We start from the raw sequence: 19,554 nt of genomic DNA on the forward strand, positions 1-19,554 counted from the left end.
AACGGGAGCGCTGATGCTCGACATCCTTCGCGTGGGGCTCGCCCCTGACTACGTGCCGTACCTGAGCGGCTGGGAACTCCAGCGCGCGATCCATGCGGAGGTCCTCACGGGGACGCGACCCGACGCGCTTTTGCTTCTCGAGCACGAGTCGGTCTACACCGCGGGCAAGCGCACCGAAGCGCACGAACGCCCGACCGACGGAACCCCAGTCATCGATGTCGATCGCGGCGGCAAGATCACGTGGCACGGTCCGGGGCAGCTGGTCGGTTACCCCATCGTCCGACTCCCCGAGCCCCTGGACGTCGTGGCCCACGTCCGGCGGCTCGAGGGCCTGCTCATCTCCGCCCTCGCGACGCACGGCGTCGAGGGCTTCCGCGTCGAGGGGCGCAGCGGCGTGTGGGTGCGTCGCCCGCTCGGCGTCGACAAGGTCGCGGCGATCGGCGTGCGCGTCGAGAAAGGTGTCACCATGCACGGGTTCGCGGTCAACTGCGACAACTCCCTGGCCGGATTCCGAGGCATCGTGCCCTGCGGAATCACGGATGCCGGAGTGACCACGCTCAGCGAGGTCCTCGGTGCCGAAGTCTCCCCCGCCGACATCGTCGACAGCGTCGAACACGCTTTCCGCGCCGAGTACGCGGCGGTGGCCGCGTGAGCGCCTGCGGGACCGGCAGCGCCGGGGGCGCGGCATCCACCGCTCCGAACGGGCGCAAGCTCCTGCGGCTCGAGGTCCGCAACGCCGAGACCCCGATCGAGCGCAAGCCCGAGTGGATCAAGACGAAGGCCCGCCTCGGCCCCGAGTACACGGCGCTGCAGAATCTCGTGAAGACCGAGGAGCTCCACACGGTCTGCCAGGAGGCGGGATGCCCCAACATCTTCGAGTGCTGGGAGGACCGCGAGGCGACGTTCCTCATCGGCGGCTCGCAGTGCACGCGGCGCTGCGACTTCTGCCAGATCGACACCGGCAAGCCCGCCGACTACGACAAGGATGAGCCGCGCCGCGTCGCGGAGAGCGTCTCCCGCATGCAACTGCGCTACGCCACGGTCACCGGTGTCGCTCGCGATGATCTGCCCGACGAGGGCGCGTGGCTGCACGCCGAGACCGTGCGGCGCATCCACGCCGAGAACCCGGGTACCGGCGTCGAGATCCTCGCGACCGATTTCTCCGGAGATCCCGCACTGCTCGACGAGGTCTTCTCGGCGCGACCCGAGGTGTTCGCGCACAACGTCGAGACGGTGCCGCGCATCTTCAAACGCATCCGACCGGCATTCCGGTACGAGCGTTCGCTCGGGGTACTGACCGCCGCGCGGAACGCGGGACTCATCACGAAGTCGAACCTGATCCTCGGAATGGGCGAGGAACCCGAGGAGGTCGTGCAGGCCCTGAACGACCTGCATGAGGCCGGGACCGACATCATCACGATCACGCAGTACCTGCGCCCCACACCGCGGCACCTGCCCGTGCAGCGGTGGGTCAAGCCCGCCGAGTTCGTCGAGTTCAAGGAGGAGGCCGAGCGCATCGGATTCCTTGGCGTGCTCGCCGGGCCCCTGGTGCGCTCCTCCTATCGCGCGGGCCGCCTGTGGGCGCAGTCGATGGTGTCGAAGGGTCGGGAGATCCCGCCGCACCTCGCGCACCTGGCGAAGGACATCGCGGCGGCCGACGCCGGCTTCGCCCAGGCGGTGTGAACGACGCAGAGTAGACCTGTCCCCACCTCTCGGGAAAGCTCCCTCTTCGTTCGCTTTCGAGGTCTAGCCTGACGCGCGGTCATCCGACCGCACGTGGGAAACACCTCTCGAACGGAGCATCCGGTGGACCTCGCCGTCCTCATTCCCGTCCTCCTCGTCATCAGCCTTTCGTTCTTCTTCGACTTCACCAACGGCTTCCATGACACCGCGAACGCGATGGCGACCTCCGTCGCCACGGGCGCGTTGAAGCCCAAGGTCGCCGTGCTCATCTCCGCCGTTCTGAATCTCGTCGGAGCATTCCTCTCCACCGCCGTGGCGAAGACCGTTTCCGAGGGCATCCTCGCCCAGGACGATCGAGGACTCCCGAGCATCACGGTGCCCATGATCTTCGCCGGCCTGATGGGCGCGGTCCTGTGGAACCTCCTCACCTGGTGGCTGGGCCTCCCGTCCAGTTCCACCCACGCGCTCTTCGGCGGGCTCATCGGCGCCGCCGTCATCGGCGCGGGCTTCTCCGCGGTCGAGTGGGGCGGCGTCGTCTCCAAGATCGTCCTGCCCGCGCTCCTCTCCCCCTTCATCGCCGGCGCCGTCGCGCTCGTCGCCACCTACCTCGTCTACCGGGTCACCAGGATGGCGCGTGTGGCCGGTTCCACGACCGCCTTCCGACACGGCCAGACGGTCTCCGCGTCCCTGGTCTCGCTCGCGCACGGAACCAATGACGCACAGAAGACCATGGGCGTCATCACGCTGACGCTGATCGTCGCGGGATACCAGGAGGCAGGAACAGCCCCGCAGTTCTGGGTCATCCTCGGCGCGGGTCTGGCCATCGCCCTGGGCACCTACCTCGGGGGGTGGCGCATCATGAGGACCGTGGGCAAGCGCATCACCGACGTGCGACCGCCCCAGGGGTTCGCGGCCGAGACGAGCGCGGCATCCACCATCCTCATCTCGTCGACCCTCGGATTCCCCCTCTCGACGACGCAGGTGACTTCGGGCGCCGTGGTCGGCTCGGGGCTCGGGAGACGTCTCGCCTCCGTGCACTGGAACGTGGTCGCACGGATCGCGTTCGCCTGGGTCGTGACGCTGCCGGCGGCCGCCCTCGTCGGCGGGCTCGCGGCCTGGGTGGCCGGCGCGAGCGCCGTCGGCCTGATCGGGGTTCTCGTCGTCGGCCTCGGTGCATGCGCGGGGCTGTTCGCGCTCGCCCGCCGCAAGCCCGTCTCGGCCGAGAACGTCAACGATGAATCGCTGGACGCCGATCACGCGGGTCGGCGCCTGACCACGCAGCGAGAAGGAGGACGGGCATGAACCGGTTCGTACACATGCAGGCTTCAGCGGCCGGATGGCTCGGCGTGGAGTGGGGCTCGATCGGTCTCGTCTTCGTCGTCGGCCTCGTCGCGACACTCCTCATCGTGGGGCTGTACACCGCCGGCATCCGCCTGCTCGCCGTCGGCGCACCGGACATCCAGGTCGCGGGCGACGGGGATCCGGAGGGTGCCGACGCGGTCGTGACCGACCGGATCCGCCCACGACCGATGGCATCGACGATCGGCGGCCTCGCCTGCTTCGCCGGTTTCGCGGCCGCGGTTCTCGTCGGCGTCTACCTCGTCATCCCCGCGTTCCACGGGCACTGACGAGGAACGTCACTCACACCGGCCAGACGTAGGGAAGGTCGTCGGGGACGTCGCCGAAGCGGGGCCGGTAGAACTCGGCATCCTTGCGGACGAGGTTCGACCGGTGCGCCAGGTGAAAGGCCTCGTCGCCCAGCCACGGCGGGAGGTCCAGCTCACCCTGCGGTCGTGCGTCGACATCCGGCGCGAAGGCGAGGATCTTCTCCCGCACAGTGTCGGCGCGGCCCTGCGCGATCCAGGCATCGGTCATGACCAGCCCGTACGACACCAGGGCGGGCAGGTGCCCGTCCCACATCTTCGCGGCGGGGTGGTGGCGCCACCCGTGGTCGGGAATCGTGAGCGCACGCAGGAGCTGGAACGTCTCGACGCGCTGCTTGCCGAGTCGGCGGCTGTCCAGCGCGTCGGCGGAGTCGACGAACGACGGGTAGGGAAGGAACGTCTGCACGATCAGTCGGCGCTGGTGACCGACTGCACCTGCCCGTCGGATGCGAGGTTGACCAGGAGCACGTCATCGGTCGAGTCGGGGTCGAGCGCGTATTCGAGGACCGCGAAGGGATCAGCGCCGCCGTGCTCGTCGGCGAGGATCGTCATGCTCATCAACTGCAGCGACTTGATCACGTCGATGTGCGTGTCTCCGGAGGGGTCGGAGAGCAAGTCGTTCAGCTCATCGCCGAGGGTCGCCTGCTGCTGCAGGATGTACTCGGTCACCTCGCTGGTGCGGTCGTCGAGCTCGTTGACCATGGCGTTCCGGGCGGCGAGGTCGATCGTCTCGAGCGACGAGATCATCGCCGCGGCGACGTCGAGCGCGTCGATCGACACGTCGTCCTGGTCGGGGGCGGTGAGATCGACCGTGACGCTCTGGTCGCCGAACTCCACGTTCTCCGACCAGAAGATCGACCCGTCGGGTCCTGACTCGAGGAGTCCGAAGAAGTCGTGCTCGATCGCCATCCCCCCATGAAACCAGCCCGACCCTCCGCACGGAAGGCGACCCGCCAGGGCCGCTGCGTGCGGTATGGGCCTAGTCGACGAGCGAGGCGGCGAAGACGTGGGGCGTGAAGCCCGTGAGATCGTTGATGCCCTCGCCCTGGCCGAGCAGTTTGACGGGGATGCCGGTGCGCTCCTGGACCGCCAGGACGAAGCCGCCCTTCGCCGACCCGTCCAGCTTGGTGAGGACGAGCCCGGTCACCCCGGCGCTGTCGAGGAAGGCCTGGGCCTGCATCAGGCCGTTCTGCCCGGTCGTGGCATCCAGAACGAGGAGGACCTCGCTGATCGGGGCCTGCTTCTCGATGACGCGCTTGATCTTGCCGAGCTCGTCCATCAGGCCGCCCTTGGTGTGCAGGCGTCCCGCCGTATCGATGAGCACGATCTCCGTGCCCGTCTCTTTCGCGTGCGCGACGGTCTGGAAGGCGACGGATGCCGGGTCCTGGCCTTCCTGTTGGGGGCGAACGATCGTGGCTCCCCCGCGTTCGGCCCACGTCGCGAGCTGGTCGACGGCCGCGGCCCGGAAGGTGTCCGCCGCGCCGACCACGACGCTGCGGCCGTAGCGCTGGAGGAACTTCGCGAACTTCCCGATCGTCGTGGTCTTGCCGACGCCGTTGACACCCACGACGAGCACGACCGCCGGGCGCTCGGTGAGGCGCAGCGTCGTGTCGAACTTGGCGAAGTGCTCCTCGAGGGTCTCGCGGAGCATGCGCTGGAGATCGCGTGGGTCGGTCGTGCGGTAGCGGTCGACCTTCTCGCGTAGTTCGTCGACCAGACGCTCGGTGACGTCGGGGCCGAAGTCGGCCGTCAGCAATGCCGTCTCCAGGTCGTCCCACGTGGTCTCGTCGATCGTGGGTTTGACGAACAGCCCGCGCAGCGCGCGGCCGAGCGACCAGGAGTTCTCAGCCATTCCCTCAGCTTACGGGGGCCGGTTCCGCCGTCGCGCGGGCGCGATCGCCGACGCGCTGGCCGACCACCGCCGACACGCCGTCCTGACGCATGGACACGCCGTAAAGCGCGTCCGCGATCTCCATCGTCCGCTTCTGGTGCGTGATGACGATGAGCTGGCTGCTCTCACGCAGCTTCTCGAACACCCCGAGCAGGCGACCGAGGTTCGCGTCGTCGAGCGCCGCCTCCACCTCGTCGAGGATGTAGAACGGGCTCGGGCGCGCCGTGAAGATGGCCGTGAGGAACGCCACCGCAGCCAGCGACCGCTCCCCGCCCGAGAGGAGCGAGAGCCGCTCGATCTTCTTGCCGACGGGGCGTACCGCGACCTCGATCCCTGTCGTCAGGGGGTTGTCCGGGTCGGTGAGCGAGATGCTGCCGGCTCCCCCTGGGAAGAGGATCGGGAAGATCTCGCCGAAGGCTGCGCGCGTGTCCTCGAAAGCGGCGACGAAGATCGTCTGCATCCGATCGTCGAGCTCGGCGATGATCGTCTGCAGGTCGGTGCGGGTCTGCTGCAGATCGGCGAGCTGTTCCGTCAGGAAGGCGTGACGCTGCTCCAACGCGGCGAACTCCTCGAGCGCGAGCGGATTCACGCGGCCGAGTTGGGCGAGTTTCCGCTCGGCCTCCTGAAGTCGACGTTTCTGTGCCGCGCGATCGAAGGGCTCGCTGGCGTCACCGTCGCCGACCGGGATGGCCTGGTCGGGTCCGTATTCCGAAACGAGAATGTCTTCGTCGAGCGACAGCTCCGACTGCACGCGCTCGAGCAGGCTCGTGACGTGGAGTCGCTTCTCGTGCATCTGCAGCTCAAGGCCGTGGACGCTCTCGGTCAGGCGCGCGAGGCGTTCCCGCACAGAGTTCTCGTCCGCTCGAGCGCGGGCCAGGCCGGCCGTGACGGCGGAGCGGGCCGACTCGGCTGCGGCGAGCTCGACCCGTGCCTGGCTGACCGACCGGTCTACCGAGTCGAGCAGCGCCGGAAGCGCCCCCGCGACCTCGGCTGCGATCTCGCGCTGCGCCCGGCGGATCACCGCGCGCCGTGCAGCCGCAGCCGCGGCGGACCGCTCGCGCTCGCGCTGCTGTTCCAGCTGAACGATGCGGGCCTCCCCCGCACGGACGCGCTCGCGCAGGGTTTCGATGTCGAGCCGCGCCCGCATCTCGCCCTCGCGCGCCTCCTCCAGATCGGCCACCATGCCCTCGCGCGCGGACGCGTCGAGCAGGGGACGGGGCACCTCCAGCGCCCGGGCGAGCGTCTCGTCCGCCAGGCGGGCGTGCTCCTCGGCCTCGGCGACGGCGGCCTGCGCCTGCGCGAGGCCGGCCTCGAGCCGCTCGCACTCCGCGACCGCCGCCTCAAACCGCACGGTGACGCGGTTCAGCCTTTCGGCGTGGGCCGCCAGGGCGGCGTCGTGAGCGCGGAGGGTCGCGAGCGCGTCCTTGGTTCGCGCGCGAGCGTCCGTCAACGTCTGTTGCGCGTCGCCCAGGGCCTCCCGGAGGGAGTCGGCCACCACGGTGATCTCAGCGAGTCGATCAGCGGCCGCATCACGTTCGGCGGCGAGTTCGAGACGCGACCGTCCCGAGCCCGAGCCGGCACGCACCGTGCGGGCGGTGACGACCTCGCCGTCGCGCGTGACGACGGCCGTTCCCGGCGACGCGGACTCGAGCGCCGGGCGCACGACCTCCGCGGCAGCGATGTCGTCGACGATCCAGACGCCGGCCAGGACGCCGCGCACCCCCGCGGGCGCCGAGACGACCTCGACCGCACGGACGGCGCCCTCGATCGGAGTCGTCTCCCCCGCGTCGGGTGCGTCGGCGATCGCGATCTCGACGACGCCGAGATCACCCTCGCGCGCGGCCCGGGCCGCCGCGAACGCCGCCGCGCCGTCATCGACCAGAAGCCCTTCGGCCAGGGACCCGAGGACCGCGGCGATCGCGGCTTCGTACCCCGCGGTCACCTTCACAGCATCGCCGACGAGTCCACGGATGCCGTCGCCTCCGCTCCCCGCGAGATCCGCCGCCGCATTGCGCACATCCAACGCGCGCCCGAGGGCCGCGGTCTGTGCGGTGAGCGCGTCGCGTTCGCGCTCCGCGGCGTGCAGACGGTCACGGATGCCAGACACTTCGGTCTCGGTCTCGTTCGTCTCGCGCTGTGCGCGCTCGTACGCCGCGGCGTGCTCCGCCGTCGATTCCTCCGGCGTCACGTCGGGATCGAGGTCGGCGCGCGCCTGTTCGGCCTCGGCGAGGCGCTCGCGTGCGGCATCCAGAGCCCGTTGCTGTCGGTCGACGGCTCCGCGGACGGCGGCCAGTCCCGACGCCGCCGCCTCGGCGGAACCGCGCAGTGCGGTGAGCTTCATGTCGTGTTCGGACACCAGCGCGCTCTGCGCGGCGATGTCCGTGTCCAATGCGTCGAGTTCGGCGCGGGCACGTGCGACTCCGCGGGCGGCGTCCGCCGCGGCATCCTGGGCGTCACCGAGACCGCCGGCGATGTCGTCGATCTCGGTGCGAAGGTCGTCGATCGTCGCCTGCGTCACGGTCGGCACGGCAGTAGAGCTGTCGCCCTCGTCATCGGCGAGCAGCGTCAGACGCTGGCCCGCGAGCGTGTACAGCCCGCGAAGGCGCTCCTGCACCTGCTCCAGGGAAAACGCGACGCGTCGTGCGCGGTCGACGGCCTCCGAACGCTGCTCCTCCTCGAGTCGCTCGACCTTGTGCCGGATGCCGTCCGCCTGGTCCTGCAGCATCAGCCGCTCGGTGTGGCGTTCGCTCTCGGCCGCCGCGGCGTCGGCGAGCTCGCGCCGCAGGCTCACGAGTTCATCGGCGAACAGCCGCGCCTTCGCGTCACGAACGACCGCGGCGATGGTGGCCGCCTCCCGGGCGATCTCGGCCTGCTTGCCGAGGGGTTTCAGCTGTCGACGCAACTCCCCGGCGAGGTCGCTCAACCGGGTGAGGTTGGTCTCCATCGCCTCGAGCTTGCGGACCGTCTTCTCCTTGCGGCGGCGGTGCTTGAGGATGCCGGCGGCCTCCTCGATGAAGCCGCGCCGTTCCTCCGCCGACGCCTGCAGCACGGTGTCGAGCCGCCCCTGGCCGATGATCACGTGCATCTCCCGGCCGAGGCCCGAGTCGCTCAGCAGCTCCTGCACGTCGAGCAGACGGCACGTCTGACCGTTGATCGCGTACTCGCTGGCTCCGGTACGGAACAGCGTGCGGCTGATCGTGACCTCGGTGTAGTCGATCGGGAGCGCGCCGTCGGTGTTGTCGACCGTCAGCTGCACCTCCGCGCGTCCGAGAGGACCGCGGGTCGAGGTGCCGGCGAAGATGACGTCCTCCATCTTGCCGCCGCGGAGGGTCTTCGCCCCTTGCTCGCCCATCACCCACGCGAGTGCGTCCACCACATTGGACTTCCCCGAGCCGTTCGGCCCCACGATGCAGGTGACGCCCGGCTCGAGAGCGAACGTCGTCGACTGCGCGAAGGACTTGAACCCCTTCAGCGTGACGCTCTTCAGGTGCATGCGGATGCGCCTTCCCGACCCGGTGGACTTCCGCCTCACGCTACCCGACGACCCGCGGAATCCCGCGGTGGCTGGCCGTTCGCGCGGACGCCGACTCGCCCGGGTGACCATCATTCCTGAATCTTCGCTTGACATCCGCTGGATGCCTTCGCTAACGTCGGTGGTCGCAACCGACTGAGAGAGGAGGTCACTCCCATGATTCGCACCATCACCGGCTTCACCGCCACCGGCTTCACCGCCGTTACCGTGCTGTCCGCACCCCTGCGCGGAGTGACCACCGCCGTCGGCATGCCTGTTCTTCAGGCGTAACCGCGTCGCGTCGAGACGTCTTTCCGTCTCCGCTCCCGCACCGTCGTCCGTTTCCCGGATGCCGTGCACCCGGGTCGTCTTCGACCCTTCCGCCACTTCTCGCCTTCTCTAGGCCGTGGCTCCTCTGCTCGTTCTTCTCATCGGAGCATCCGCATGAACGCCTCGCTCACACGCGCGCCGCAGCACACGGCATCCGCGCTGTCCTTTCCCGTCGTCGAGACCCGCCTCGGTCTCCTCGACCGTCTCTCCCTCCGCCTCGGCCTGTGGCTGCTCACCCGCGCCGCCGCGCGCGTCGATCGCCTCGTGCACCGCACCGAGCGCGACGATCTCGCGAACCGGGCCGCTCTCGAGCGCTCCCGGCGCGAGGCGCAGTGGCAGCGGCAGGCGCTTCTCTCGCGTCCGCCGCTGTGACCCGGCGGGGCCGGACTCCCCGGCCCCGCCCTCCCGTTCCCTTCCACCGAAAGTTCCGACATGACCACCCTTCCGCCCGGCCTCGAGCTCCGCCCGCTCCCCCTTCCGGCATCCATCGATGCCCCCGACGCCCACGACTTCCGCGAGATGGCGCGCATGCGCAATCTGGTCTACGCCGAGATCGCCGGTCACGACGACCACGCCATGCCCGCCGACGAGCTCCTCGCCCTCTACCGCCCCATCGCGGCACAGCTCCGGCTGCTGTGGATCGCCGTCCTCGACGGGGAGGTGGTGGGCCGTGTCGGCCTCGACCTGCCGCAGGAGGCTGGCGCGCGGACGGGCTTCTGGCTCATCGAGCTGCGCCGCAGCGCGTGGGGGCGCGGCATCGGACGCGCGGCGCACGAGCTGATCGAACGCACCGCGCGCGAGCACGGTCGCACCATCCTGCAGTCGTGGGCCGAGCACCCGGCCGCGGAGGGACCTCGCCTCGAGGCGCCGACCGGGTTCGGGAGCATCCCGCTCGACCGCGCCGCGCGGTTCTATCTCGACGCCGGGTACACCCTCGAGCAGATCGTGCGGCAGAGCCGCCTCGATCTCCCCGACAGCGAGACGCACCTGCGGACGCTGCTCGCCGAGGCCGAGAACGCGGCGACCGGTTATCGCGTCATCCAGTGGACGCTCCCCACGCCGCCCGAGTTCGTCGACGCGTTCGCCTACATGAAGTCGCGCATGATCACGGACGCGCCGGCCGCGGGCCTCGACTACGACGAAGAGATCTGGGATGCCGCTCGCGTCACCGACTGGGAACGCCGGTACACCGAGGCCGACCGACACGTGCTCGTGACCGTCGCCCAGCACATCGACAGCGGCGAACTCGCCGCCTTCAACGAGCTGTCCATCGGGAAGGATCGCACGGCTGTGACGCAGCAAGAGGACACCCTGGTCGTGGCATCCCATCGCGGGCATCGCCTCGGGATGCTGGTGAAGTGCGCCGGACTGGTCGCCTGGCGCGAGGCCATCCCGGAGTCACCCCGCGTGCTGACGTGGAACGCGGAGGAGAACAGGCCCATGCTCTCGATCAACGAGGCGATCGGGTTCGCCCCGATGTCGTACGAGGGCGCCTGGCAGAAAGTGCTCGGCTGATGCCCGGCGGGGTCTGATCGCCGAGACTGCATCCGCCTGACGTCTCCGCTGCAGTCTGCGGCGGGTTCGTCAGGCGGGTGCGGTCTCGCGGGCCGGCCGCGGGCGCGGTGCGCGTCAGACCCGGACGAGCATCCCGCGCTCGCGCATGTCGTCTAGCGTCTCGACGATCGTGGTCTCGGCCGGACGCGGGGTGAAACCGAGCTCCGCCTTCGCGCGCTCGTTGTGGATCACGAGCGGCGGCAACTCGTCGCCCGGCTTCTCCGCGGTGGGCGCCGCGGCCGCCAGGTCGCCGAGGTGCGCCCGCAGAAGGGATGCCACTCCCAGCCACGAGATCGTCGGGCCGTCGGCGAGCAACAGGAAGCGTCTGCCCGCGGCGTCCGCGGTGTTCATCGCCGCCAGGTGCGCCGCCGACACGTCTCGCACATCGGCGATGCCGAACCGCTGACGCGGCGCGAGGGTCATGCGCCCGTCGAGCATCCCGAGGAATGCCTGCAACGAGGACCGGGGGTCGGCCGTCAGGGTGGGTCCGGCGATCCACGTCGGGTTGAGGACGACCAGCTCGAGCTCGCCGCCCTCCCTCTCGACGAAGTCCCACGCGGCGCGCTCTGCCACGGCCTTCGAGCGAGGGTACGCCGGGAGTCCGGGCTGGTCCGGATCGGTCCAGTCGTCCTCGTCGAACTCTCGCACGCCCGCGCCATTCAGCGGCTTCGCCGAGTAACCGACGGCCGCGAAGGACGAGGTCAGCACGACCCGGGCGACCCTGGCATCCCGCGCCGCGCGGAGTACGCGCAGCGCGCCGTCGCGCGCCGGGGTGACCACGAGGTCCGCGTCCTCGGTGACGTGCGTCATCGGGGATGCCAGGTGATATACGCCCGCGACACCGGACACCGCGGCGTCCCAGCCTGCGTTGTCGGTCAGGGAGGCGACGGTCAGCTCAAGGGCGGCGTCGTCGGCTCCGGTGCGGCGGACGGCGCCACGGAGCGCCGGCTCCGCGTCGAGGGATCGGACGGTGGCACGCACGCGCGTGCCCTGCTGGAGGAGGTCGGCGACGACGCGGGTCCCGAGATACCCGGAGGCGCCGGTCACGAGGACGGTGGAGTGTGAATCGGTCATGAAGCGAGTCGAACAGACCTCAAGCGCTGGAGGTCAAGCGCGAAACAGCATCTTCAGCTCGGGATAGATCTCGTGCACTCGCGACTGCGCCTCCGCTTCGGCGGTTGCGTCGCCGCGGTCGCGGGCATCCCACAACTCCGCCTTGCGGCGCAGGTAGTCGAGATGCACACGCAGGGTCGCCATCTCGACCTCCACGCGTTCCGCATGGCCCAGCAGAATGTCGCGTTGCTGGGCCGCGGCGTCGTTGCCCCTCGTACGATTCGCCTGGTAGGTCCGCATGTCCTCGATGCCGACGCCCATCGCCCGGAGACACGCGAGCACCTGCAGATCGTCGAGGTCGCTCTCGCGGTAGCGCCGGTGGCCGCTGCTCGCGTCGCGCGCGATCGGGCCTATGAGCCCGACGTCCTCGTAGTAGCGGAGGGTGGGCTCACTGAGCCCGGACCGGCGTGCGGCCTGTTGGATGGTGAACATCGACATGCCGCTAGCTCAGCACACCTCAAGTGCTTGAGGTCAACTGGCGATCAGCGCACGCGCTGGCATCGCGGGCAGAAGTGGCTCGAGCGGTTCATGAAGCTCACCCGCACGATCGGGCGCCCACAACGCGGGCACGGCTGGGCGGTGCGGCCGTAGGCATTGAGCGAGTGCGCGAAGTACCCCGCCTGGCCGTTGACGTTGACGTACTGGGCGTCGAAGCTCGTACCACCCTCGGCGAGGGCCTTCTCCAGCACCGCCCGAACCTCGGCCAGCAGCCGGTTCACCGACCGCGTCGGCAGATCGGATGCCACGGTCTCCGGGTGGATGCGCGCGGCCCACAGCGACTCGTCGGCGTAGATGTTGCCGATGCCGCTCGCCACGGTCTGGTCGAGCAGCACGCGCTTGATCCCCGACGAGGTTCGCGCCAGGCGCGCGCGGAAGCGGGCATCGTCGAACGCCGGGTCGAGCGGGTCGCGGGCGATGTGGGCGACCTGCGTCGGGACGCGCGGCAGCGACGAGCCGCGGCCACCCGCGGCGGCATCCGGTGTGTCGACGAGCGCGTCGAGCGCCAGCGAGCCGAACGTGCGCTGGTCCGCGAAGACGACCGACAGCGGACCGTGCACCGGATGCTCGAGCTCGATGCGGATGCGTTCGTGCCGCTCCTCGGGTGCGCCCGGCACGCGCAGGAGCATCTGGCCGCTCATGCCGAGGTGCGTCACGATCGCTTCATCGTCGCCGACGGGCATCCACAGGAACTTGCCCCGGCGAACCGCGCCCCCGATACGGCGCCCGGTGAGTTCGGCCTCGAACTGGTCCGGCGTTCCGGAGTGGCGGGTCAGGGCGCGGGCGTCCCGCACGTCGACCGACGCGATGAGCGCACCCGTCACCGCGGGCTCGAGGCCGGCGCGGACGACCTCGACCTCGGGCAGCTCAGGCACGGGCGTCGAGCTCGCGCCACGCAGCGAGGGCAGCAGCCATTTCGGCCTGTTTCTTGCTGGACCCCGTGCCCTGGGTCGCGACATCGCCGACCGTCACCGTCGCGGTGAAGCGCCGATCGTGATCGGGACCGGTCGCCTCGACCGCATAGTGCGGGGCGGCCAGCGACTGGCGCGCCGCGATCTCCTGCAGGCTCGTTTTGGGGTCCATCGCCGCACCGTACCGGTCGGGGTCGGCGAGGAGCGGCTCGACCAGTCGCAGCACCAGCGACGTCGCAGCCTCGGGGCCCGCAGACAGGTACGTCGCGCCGATCACGGCTTCCATCGTGTCGGCGAGGATCGAGTCCTTGTCGCGCCCGCCGGTGAGGATCTCGCCGCGTCCGAGCCGGACGTGGTCGCCCAAACCGATGCCGCGTGCCACCTCGGCCAGAGCCACGGTGGACACGACGCTCGCGCGGCGCTTGGCGAGGCTGCCCTCGTCGAGTTCGGGGTGCCCCGTGAAGAGGCGCACGGTCACCGCTTGTCCGAGCACCGAGTCACCGAGGAACTCCAGGCGCTCGTTGTGCGGGATGGCGCCGTTCTCGTATGCGAACGAGCGGTGGGTCAGCGCAAGAGAAAGAAGCTCGGGGTCGATGTCGACCCCGAGCTTCTCGATGAGCGCAGAGATTCGCGTCACCGGACGTCGATCAGACGTCGGCGACCTTGCGGCCCTTGTACTCGAGGAAGAGCTCGGTGCCCTGCGAGTCGGTGACGACCTTCGCCTGGTGGGGGCGGCTGTAGACGACCTTGCCGTTCTCGATGGTCTTGACCAGCGCGGGGGCTTCGGCCTTCCACTGCGCGCGACGCGAGCGGGTGTTCGAGCGGGAGACCTTCCGCTTCGGGGGGTTACCTGCCATGGCTAGCTCTTCTCTGTCTTGGGGGCGGCGCGAAGCGCATCGCCGTCGTCTGGGGTGTACTGCTGGAGCGCGGCCCACCGGGGATCGACGGGCGTCTGCTCCGTGTCGCCGGCGCTCTCTGTCAGCTTCTCACCCGTGACCGGGTCGAGCCCGGGGCAATCCGGCTGACACACCGGCTGGAACGGAAGCGAGAGGACGATGGCATCCCGGACCACATTTTCAAGATCCACGTGGTCGTCTTGAACGTCGAAGTCGTTCGCTTCGTCCCCAGGATACGCGAAAAGTTCCTGGAACTCGACTTCGACGGGCTCGGTGATGTCGGTGAGGCAGCGTCCGCACACACCGGAGGCCGTGGCGTAGACGGTTCCGGACACGAGGATGCCCTCATGAACGGACTCCAAGCGCACGTCGATCTCGATCGGCTCCTGGGCGGGGACGGACACGAGGCCCTCACCCCACTTCTCGGGTGCGGGGATCTCGAGCTCGTGCTCGCGCATCTCCCCCGGCTTGCGCTCGATGTCGCGCACGGGGAGCTGGAAAGGTCCGGGTCGGTGGGTTCTCACGGTCGTCCATGCTACCCGCGCACCCCTGAACGGGGGCCGCACGGACCCGGTCGTCAGAGGCCGCGCGCGCCGGTGTCGAGGAACCGGGCGACCGCGGCGGGCACGTACGGCGACACATCGCCACCGAGAGCCGCGACCTGTCGGACGAGCGAGCTGGAGACGAGCGCGTGCGACGGGTCGGGCAGCAGGAACACGGTCTCGACGTGCGCGAGGTCGCGGTTCACGATGGCCATCGGCGTCTCGTACGCGACGTCGACCTGCGACCGGATGCCTTTGACCAGCACTTGCGCGCCCACGTCGGTGGCGTAGTCGACGAGGAGACCCATGCTCCACGCGGCGACGATGACGTCGCCCTCGACGCCCTCCTCCTGAATGGACTGCTCGAGGAGCGCCTGTCGCTGTGCGATCGGCAGCATGGCCTCTTTGCCCGGGTTGTGCACGACCAGGACGTGCAGCTGGTCGAACAGTCCGGCCGCGCGGCGGATCACGTCGAGGTGCCCCCGCGTCGGGGGATCGAAGGAACCGGGTACGACGGCGATCCGCGGACTCATTCCGCCAGCCTACCGATCACGACTTGGCGAGGGCCGCGCGCTCCTCGACACCGACACGGCGCTCGAGGGCGGCCGCGAGCCCGGGGTGCCGCACGAGGGCGGGGTCGTCGGCGAGCACGGTCTCCGCCGCGGCGCGCGCTTCGACGATGAGCTCCGAATCGGTCACGACCCGGAGGAGCCGCAGCGACGACCGCGCGCCGGACTGCGCCCCACCGAGAACGTCGCCCTCGCCGCGAAGCTCGAGATCGACCTCGGCGAGTTCGAAGCCGTCGAGCGTCCGTGCCACCGCCTCGACGCGTGAGCGCGACGAGGTTCCCGGCGCCGCTTCCGTCACGAGCAGGCACAGGCCGGGCAGCCCGCCGCGGCCGACGCGCCCGCGCAGCTGATGCAGTTGCGACACTCCGAAACGGTCGGCCTCGAGGATCACCATCGTCGACGCGTTCGGGACGTCGACCCCGACCTCGATGACCGTCGTGGCGACCAGAACATCGATGTCGCCGCGCGCGAACGCCTGCATCACGGCATCCTTCTCGTCCGCGGGCATCTTGCCGTGCAGGATCTCGACGCGGATGTCGGCGAACGCCGGCAGTGTGTCGAGCAGCGCCCCCACCTGCACGACGCCCCACCGCGTGCGTGCGTCGGCACCGTCGGTCGGCTCGTCGCCGACCTCGTCCTTCGTGAGCTTCTCGGCGTCGATCGCGGCGCAGACGACGAACACCTGGTGCGTCTTGGCCACCTCTTCGGCGACGCGGTCCCACACGCGGGCGAACCAGCCCGGTTTCTCCGCGAGCGGGGCGACGAAGGTCTGGATGCCGGCGCGCCCGGCCGGCATCGTCCGGATGGTCGACACGTCGAGGTCGCCGAACACCGTCATCGCGACGGTCCGCGGGATGGGGGTGGCCGTGAGCACGAGCGTGTGCGGAGAGTCGCCCTTCGCGCGGAGAGCCTCGCGCTGGTCGACGCCGAAGCGATGCTGCTCGTCGACGACGACGAAACCGAGATCGGCGAAGGTGGTGGTCGAGCTGAGCAACGCGTGCGTGCCGACGACGATCCGGGCCTGACCGGATGCCACGCGCAGCGCGGCACGGCGGCGCTCGGCGGCGGGGAGCTGCCCGGTGAGGAGCGTCGGCATCAGCTCGGGTGCGAGCTGCGGGCCGAGCATCTTGGCGATCGAGCGCACGTGCTGCGCGGCGAGCACCTCGGTCGGGGCGATGAGGGCGGACTGCCCGCCCGTTTCGGCGACCTGCAGCATCGCGCGAAGCGCCACGAGGGTCTTGCCCGAGCCCACCTCGCCCTGCACCAGGCGGTTCATCGGCCAGTCGCCCACGAGGTCATCGGCGATGCGGGCGCCGACCGTCTCTTGATCGGCGGTCAACGCGAACGGCAGTCCGGCGTCGAAGCGTTCGAGCAGCCCCCCCGGCAGGGCGGGACGTTTCGTCGCCGACAGCGCGCGGACGAACTGCCGCTGCTGCAGCAGGGCGGTCTGGAGCACGAACGCTTCCTGCATGCGCAGGGTCTCGACCGCGGGCGGGATCTCGTCGTCATGAGAAGGGCGGTGGATGTGCTCGAGCGCGGCTCGCACACCCACGAGTCCGCGGTGCTCCCGCAGCCGATCCGGCAGGGGGTCGTCGACAGCGCCCAGTGCGTCGAGCACGAGCGAGATCGTCTTCTGCACGAGCGTGCTCGGGACCGTGCTGGTCGCCGGGTAGATCGGAATCGGTCGCTTCGCGTTGACCTCGGCCTCGGCCCGCGCTTCTTCGAGGTCGTCGAACAGCTCGTAGTCGGGGTGGGTCAGCTGCGTCTGCCGCCGGTACTCCCCCACCTTGCCGGAGAAGATGCCGCGTCGACCGGGGGTGAGGTCTTTCAGCCGCCACGACTGGTTGAAGAACGTCAGCGACATGCGGCCGTCGCCGTCGCTGATGATGACCTCGAGCAGCGAGCCTCGCCGGTTCTGCATGCGGCGCTCGGTCGCGCTCACCACCTCGGCCACGATCGTGACCGGCTCGCCGATCGGCAGCGTCGCGATGGGGGTGAGCTCGCCGCGGCGGGCGTAGCGGCGCGGGTAGTGCTCGAGCAGTTCGCCCACCGTCTTCATGCCGAAGGCCCGCTCGAACGCCGCCGCGGTCTTGCCGCCCACGGCGCCGTCGAGTCGCGACGACAGCGAGAGTCCGGGCATGCACCGAGTCTAGGCATCCCCCCGGACACCCGGTTTGTAGGGTGTGAGGGTGACCCGCATCATCTCCGGCCGCGCGGGCGGCACGGTCCTCGACGTTCCCGCCAAGGGCACGCGACCGACCAGCGACCGCGTGCGCGAGTCCCTGTTCGGCGCCCTCGAGTCAGCCGATCTGGTCGAGGGCGCGCGCGTCCTCGATCTCTACGCCGGCTCCGGCGCGCTCGGACTCGAGAGCCTGAGCCGCGGCGCCGTCTCCGCCGACCTCGTGGAGCTGTCGGGACCCGCGGCCGCTCTCATCCGCAAGAACGCCGACCGCCTGCGCACCGCCGGCGTCCCGGGCACCGCACGTGTCCACCGCGCCAACGCGGCGACCTACGCCGAGACCGCGACCGCGGAGTGGGACCTCGTGTTCCTCGACCCGCCGTACGACGTCCCCGACACCGAGATCACGCGCGCCCTGGTCGGCGTCGCTCCCCGGCTGAGCCCAGACGCCGCGGTGATCGTCGAGCGCGCGAAGCGCTCCTCCCCGCCGGACTGGGATGCCGCGGGACTCGAGCCCGACCGCCACCGCACCTACGGCGACACCACGCTGTGGTGGGGCCGCCCGCCCCGCTGATCCCCACTCCTCCCGCGCACCTCTCCCCCGCGCACCGCGCGTGAGTCGCCAGGATTTGTCGCCTGTGCGTCGCGAGAGGCGACAGATCTTGGCGACTCACGCACCAGCTCTGCGCCCCTCAGCCGCGGCCGGCGTCCCAGTCGCGGTAGGGATCCCAGCCGGTCCGGCCGGTCCAGGGGCGGCCGTCGACCGTCACGGCGATCTCGCCGCGGCGCTCGACCGTGCCGACGCGCCGCCCCGGTCCGACCGTCCCGGCGGGGAACGTCACGAGGAACCCGTGATCCTCTCCCCCGCCCAGCGCCCGGGCCGGATCCTCACCCAGCGCCGCGGAGTCGAACGCGATCGTCACGCCCGACGCGTCGGCGAGCCGCTCGGCATCCAGGGCCAGTCCGTCCGACACGTCCATCATCGCCGTCGCCCCCGCGTCGGCGGCCCGCAGCGCGTCCGCGATCGGTGGGTGCGGGCGGAGCTGGCGGTCCAGGCCCTGGGCATCAGCGGCATCCAGCGCCATCCGATCCTCGGCGGTGATCGCGATCGGCGTGCCACCGGCATCGACGAAGCGCGTGAAGAGGACGTCCAACCCACGACCCGCGACGCCCAAGTCGCCGACGACGTGCACGGCGTCTCCCGGTCGCGCCCCGGAACGGCGCACCGGATCCCGTCCGTCGAGGCTGCCGAGCGCGGTGACGGCGATCGTCAACGTGTCCGACACGGTGAGGTCGCCGCCCTCCACCGCGCAGCCCGGCGCCAGGTCGGCGCACGCCTCGGCGAGCCCGTCCGCCAATCCGCGGACGAACGACAGCGGCGTGGCATCCGGCATCGCCAGCGCGACGAGCAGAGCGACCGGCCGCGCGCCCATCGCGGCGACGTCCGCGAGATTGACCGCCGCCGCCTTGTAGCCGAGGTCGGCCGCCGACGACCACGCGAGTCGGAAGTCGGGGCCGTGCACCAACGTGTCGGTGGTGGCGACCACTCGGCCGTCGGGAATCGCGAGCACCGCCGCATCGTCGCCCGGCCCGACGGGAGCGGTCGAGGCGGGAAGGCGGTCCAGGATGCCGCGGAGAACCTGCCCCTCGGACAGTTCCCCCACGGTGGGCTCGGCGTCGGTCACCCTCCCACGCTATTAGCCTGGAGGGGTGCCCCGCTCCCGTCGTCCCCTCGCGCTGATCGCCGCCCTCGCCCTCCTCCCCGGGTTGGCTGCCTGCAGCGCGACGGTCGCGATGGAGCCGGCCGAGGACGCCAACGACCCCGCGTGCGCCCAGGTCATCTCGCGACTGCCCGACTCGATCTCCGGGCAGGAACGCCGGTGGACCGACGCGCAGGCGACCGGCGCGTGGGGCACCCCCGCGAGCGTCCTGCTGACGTGCGGACTCGAGGCTCCTGGGCCCTCGACGCTCCCGTGCCGCACGTTCGACGGGGTCGACTGGATCGTCGATGAGTCGCAGGCCGCCGATCAGCGGTACACCCTGACGACATTCGGCCACCAGCCGGCCGTGCAGATCTTCCTCGACGCCGGCAGCGCGAGCAGCGCCGACATCGCGCGCGCGCTCGCCCCGCTCATCCGCGACTACCTGCCCGAGACCGGCCAGGTATGCACGACGCCCTCGGACGCAACGGCCGCGCCGACGCCCTGAGGGGT

Annotated in this window: 21 protein-coding genes; 8 read left to right on the plus strand and 13 right to left on the minus strand. The window is 70.5% G+C overall.

Annotated elements, in window-relative coordinates:
- Positions 1 to 13 precede the first annotated feature (13 nt).
- The 4 genes from lipB to D8Y23_RS09525 all read left to right on the plus strand — a co-directional run bounded on the left by lipB (position 14) and on the right by D8Y23_RS09525 (position 3,311).
- A complete protein-coding gene (gene lipB / locus D8Y23_RS09510) occupies positions 14 to 652 on the plus strand; it encodes a lipoyl(octanoyl) transferase LipB (protein WP_128217907.1) in 639 nt (212 codons plus the stop codon).
- A complete protein-coding gene (gene lipA, locus D8Y23_RS09515) occupies positions 649 to 1,683 on the plus strand; it encodes a lipoyl synthase (RefSeq protein ID WP_128217908.1) in 1,035 nt (344 codons plus the stop codon). Before lipB ends, lipA begins: the two co-directional genes overlap by 4 nt.
- A gap of 123 nt (positions 1,684 to 1,806) precedes the next feature.
- Positions 1,807 to 2,985 (plus strand): inorganic phosphate transporter, encoded by a 1,179-nt coding sequence (locus D8Y23_RS09520; RefSeq protein WP_164878190.1) that lies wholly within the window; start codon positions 1,807 to 1,809, stop codon positions 2,983 to 2,985.
- Entirely contained in the window at positions 2,982 to 3,311 is a 330-nt protein-coding gene (locus tag D8Y23_RS09525) for a hypothetical protein (protein WP_128217909.1), read from the plus strand. Before D8Y23_RS09520 ends, D8Y23_RS09525 begins: the two co-directional genes overlap by 4 nt.
- 13 nt (positions 3,312 to 3,324) lie before the next feature.
- On the opposite strand, the gene D8Y23_RS09530 is transcribed toward D8Y23_RS09525, so the two are convergent.
- The 4 genes from D8Y23_RS09530 to smc all read right to left on the minus strand — a co-directional run bounded on the left by D8Y23_RS09530 (position 3,325) and on the right by smc (position 8,731).
- Positions 3,325 to 3,753, minus strand: coding sequence for an MSMEG_6728 family protein (locus D8Y23_RS09530; protein ID WP_128217910.1), 429 nt, complete (start codon positions 3,751 to 3,753; stop codon positions 3,325 to 3,327).
- 2 nt (positions 3,754 to 3,755) lie between these two features.
- A complete protein-coding gene (locus D8Y23_RS09535) occupies positions 3,756 to 4,256 on the minus strand; it encodes a DUF2004 domain-containing protein (RefSeq protein ID WP_128217911.1) in 501 nt (166 codons plus the stop codon).
- Between the two features lie 70 nt (positions 4,257 to 4,326).
- The gene (ftsY, locus tag D8Y23_RS09540; RefSeq protein WP_128217912.1) at positions 4,327 to 5,199 is read right to left on the minus strand and encodes a signal recognition particle-docking protein FtsY; all 873 of its coding nucleotides are present in this window, start codon (positions 5,197 to 5,199) and stop codon (positions 4,327 to 4,329) included.
- Between the two features lie 4 nt (positions 5,200 to 5,203).
- On the minus strand, positions 5,204 to 8,731 hold the full coding sequence (smc, locus tag D8Y23_RS09545) for a chromosome segregation protein SMC (RefSeq protein ID WP_128217913.1): 3,528 nt from the start codon (positions 8,729 to 8,731) through the stop codon (positions 5,204 to 5,206).
- A 462-nt stretch (positions 8,732 to 9,193) separates the two neighbouring features.
- Between smc and D8Y23_RS09550 the strand changes: the two genes are divergently transcribed.
- Together D8Y23_RS09550 and D8Y23_RS09555 are read left to right on the plus strand one after the other, a co-directional pair.
- Entirely contained in the window at positions 9,194 to 9,451 is a 258-nt protein-coding gene (locus D8Y23_RS09550; RefSeq protein ID WP_128217914.1) for a hypothetical protein, read from the plus strand.
- Between the two features lie 60 nt (positions 9,452 to 9,511).
- Positions 9,512 to 10,594 (plus strand): GNAT family N-acetyltransferase, encoded by a 1,083-nt coding sequence (locus D8Y23_RS09555; protein WP_128217915.1) that lies wholly within the window; start codon positions 9,512 to 9,514, stop codon positions 10,592 to 10,594.
- 114 nt (positions 10,595 to 10,708) lie between these two features.
- Here the strand turns inward: D8Y23_RS09555 and D8Y23_RS09560 are convergent, their stop codons facing one another.
- The 8 genes from D8Y23_RS09560 to D8Y23_RS09595 form a co-directional block, all read right to left on the minus strand.
- The gene (locus D8Y23_RS09560; RefSeq protein ID WP_128217916.1) at positions 10,709 to 11,707 is read right to left on the minus strand and encodes an NAD-dependent epimerase/dehydratase family protein; all 999 of its coding nucleotides are present in this window, start codon (positions 11,705 to 11,707) and stop codon (positions 10,709 to 10,711) included.
- Positions 11,708 to 11,740: 33 nt separating this feature from the next.
- Positions 11,741 to 12,184 (minus strand): MerR family transcriptional regulator, encoded by a 444-nt coding sequence (locus D8Y23_RS09565; RefSeq protein ID WP_128217917.1) that lies wholly within the window; start codon positions 12,182 to 12,184, stop codon positions 11,741 to 11,743.
- Positions 12,185 to 12,228: 44 nt separating this feature from the next.
- Entirely contained in the window at positions 12,229 to 13,119 is an 891-nt protein-coding gene (mutM, locus tag D8Y23_RS09570; RefSeq protein WP_128217918.1) for a bifunctional DNA-formamidopyrimidine glycosylase/DNA-(apurinic or apyrimidinic site) lyase, read from the minus strand.
- Positions 13,112 to 13,783 (minus strand): ribonuclease III, encoded by a 672-nt coding sequence (gene rnc / locus D8Y23_RS09575; protein WP_128217937.1) that lies wholly within the window; start codon positions 13,781 to 13,783, stop codon positions 13,112 to 13,114. Before rnc ends, mutM begins: the two co-directional genes overlap by 8 nt.
- A gap of 19 nt (positions 13,784 to 13,802) precedes the next feature.
- Positions 13,803 to 14,012: a 50S ribosomal protein L32 gene (rpmF, locus tag D8Y23_RS09580; RefSeq protein ID WP_013586329.1), complete on the minus strand. Its 210-nt coding sequence runs from the start codon at positions 14,010 to 14,012 to the stop codon at positions 13,803 to 13,805.
- 2 nt (positions 14,013 to 14,014) lie between these two features.
- Positions 14,015 to 14,509 (minus strand): YceD family protein, encoded by a 495-nt coding sequence (locus D8Y23_RS09585; RefSeq protein WP_128217938.1) that lies wholly within the window; start codon positions 14,507 to 14,509, stop codon positions 14,015 to 14,017.
- 119 nt (positions 14,510 to 14,628) lie between these two features.
- On the minus strand, positions 14,629 to 15,126 hold the full coding sequence (coaD, locus tag D8Y23_RS09590; protein ID WP_128217919.1) for a pantetheine-phosphate adenylyltransferase: 498 nt from the start codon (positions 15,124 to 15,126) through the stop codon (positions 14,629 to 14,631).
- Positions 15,127 to 15,142: 16 nt separating this feature from the next.
- Positions 15,143 to 17,302 carry an ATP-dependent DNA helicase RecG gene (locus tag D8Y23_RS09595; RefSeq protein WP_128217920.1) on the minus strand — a complete coding sequence of 720 codons (2,160 nt, stop codon included), beginning with the start codon at positions 17,300 to 17,302 and terminating at the stop codon, positions 15,143 to 15,145.
- Positions 17,303 to 17,351: 49 nt separating this feature from the next.
- On the opposite strand from D8Y23_RS09595, the gene rsmD reads away from it, so the two are divergent.
- Positions 17,352 to 17,915, plus strand: coding sequence for a 16S rRNA (guanine(966)-N(2))-methyltransferase RsmD (gene rsmD, locus D8Y23_RS09600; protein ID WP_205796984.1), 564 nt, complete (start codon positions 17,352 to 17,354; stop codon positions 17,913 to 17,915).
- A gap of 118 nt (positions 17,916 to 18,033) precedes the next feature.
- On the opposite strand, the gene thiL is transcribed toward rsmD, so the two are convergent.
- On the minus strand, positions 18,034 to 19,026 hold the full coding sequence (thiL, locus tag D8Y23_RS09605; protein WP_128217922.1) for a thiamine-phosphate kinase: 993 nt from the start codon (positions 19,024 to 19,026) through the stop codon (positions 18,034 to 18,036).
- Between the two features lie 25 nt (positions 19,027 to 19,051).
- Here thiL and D8Y23_RS09610 point away from each other — a divergent pair, with 25 nt between their 5' ends.
- Positions 19,052 to 19,549: a DUF3515 family protein gene (locus D8Y23_RS09610; protein WP_240663856.1), complete on the plus strand. Its 498-nt coding sequence runs from the start codon at positions 19,052 to 19,054 to the stop codon at positions 19,547 to 19,549.
- Positions 19,550 to 19,554: the final 5 nt, after the last annotated feature.

The sequence above is a fragment of the Microbacterium enclense genome (assembly GCF_004022425.1).
Lineage (GTDB): Bacteria > Actinomycetota > Actinomycetes > Actinomycetales > Microbacteriaceae > Microbacterium > Microbacterium enclense_A.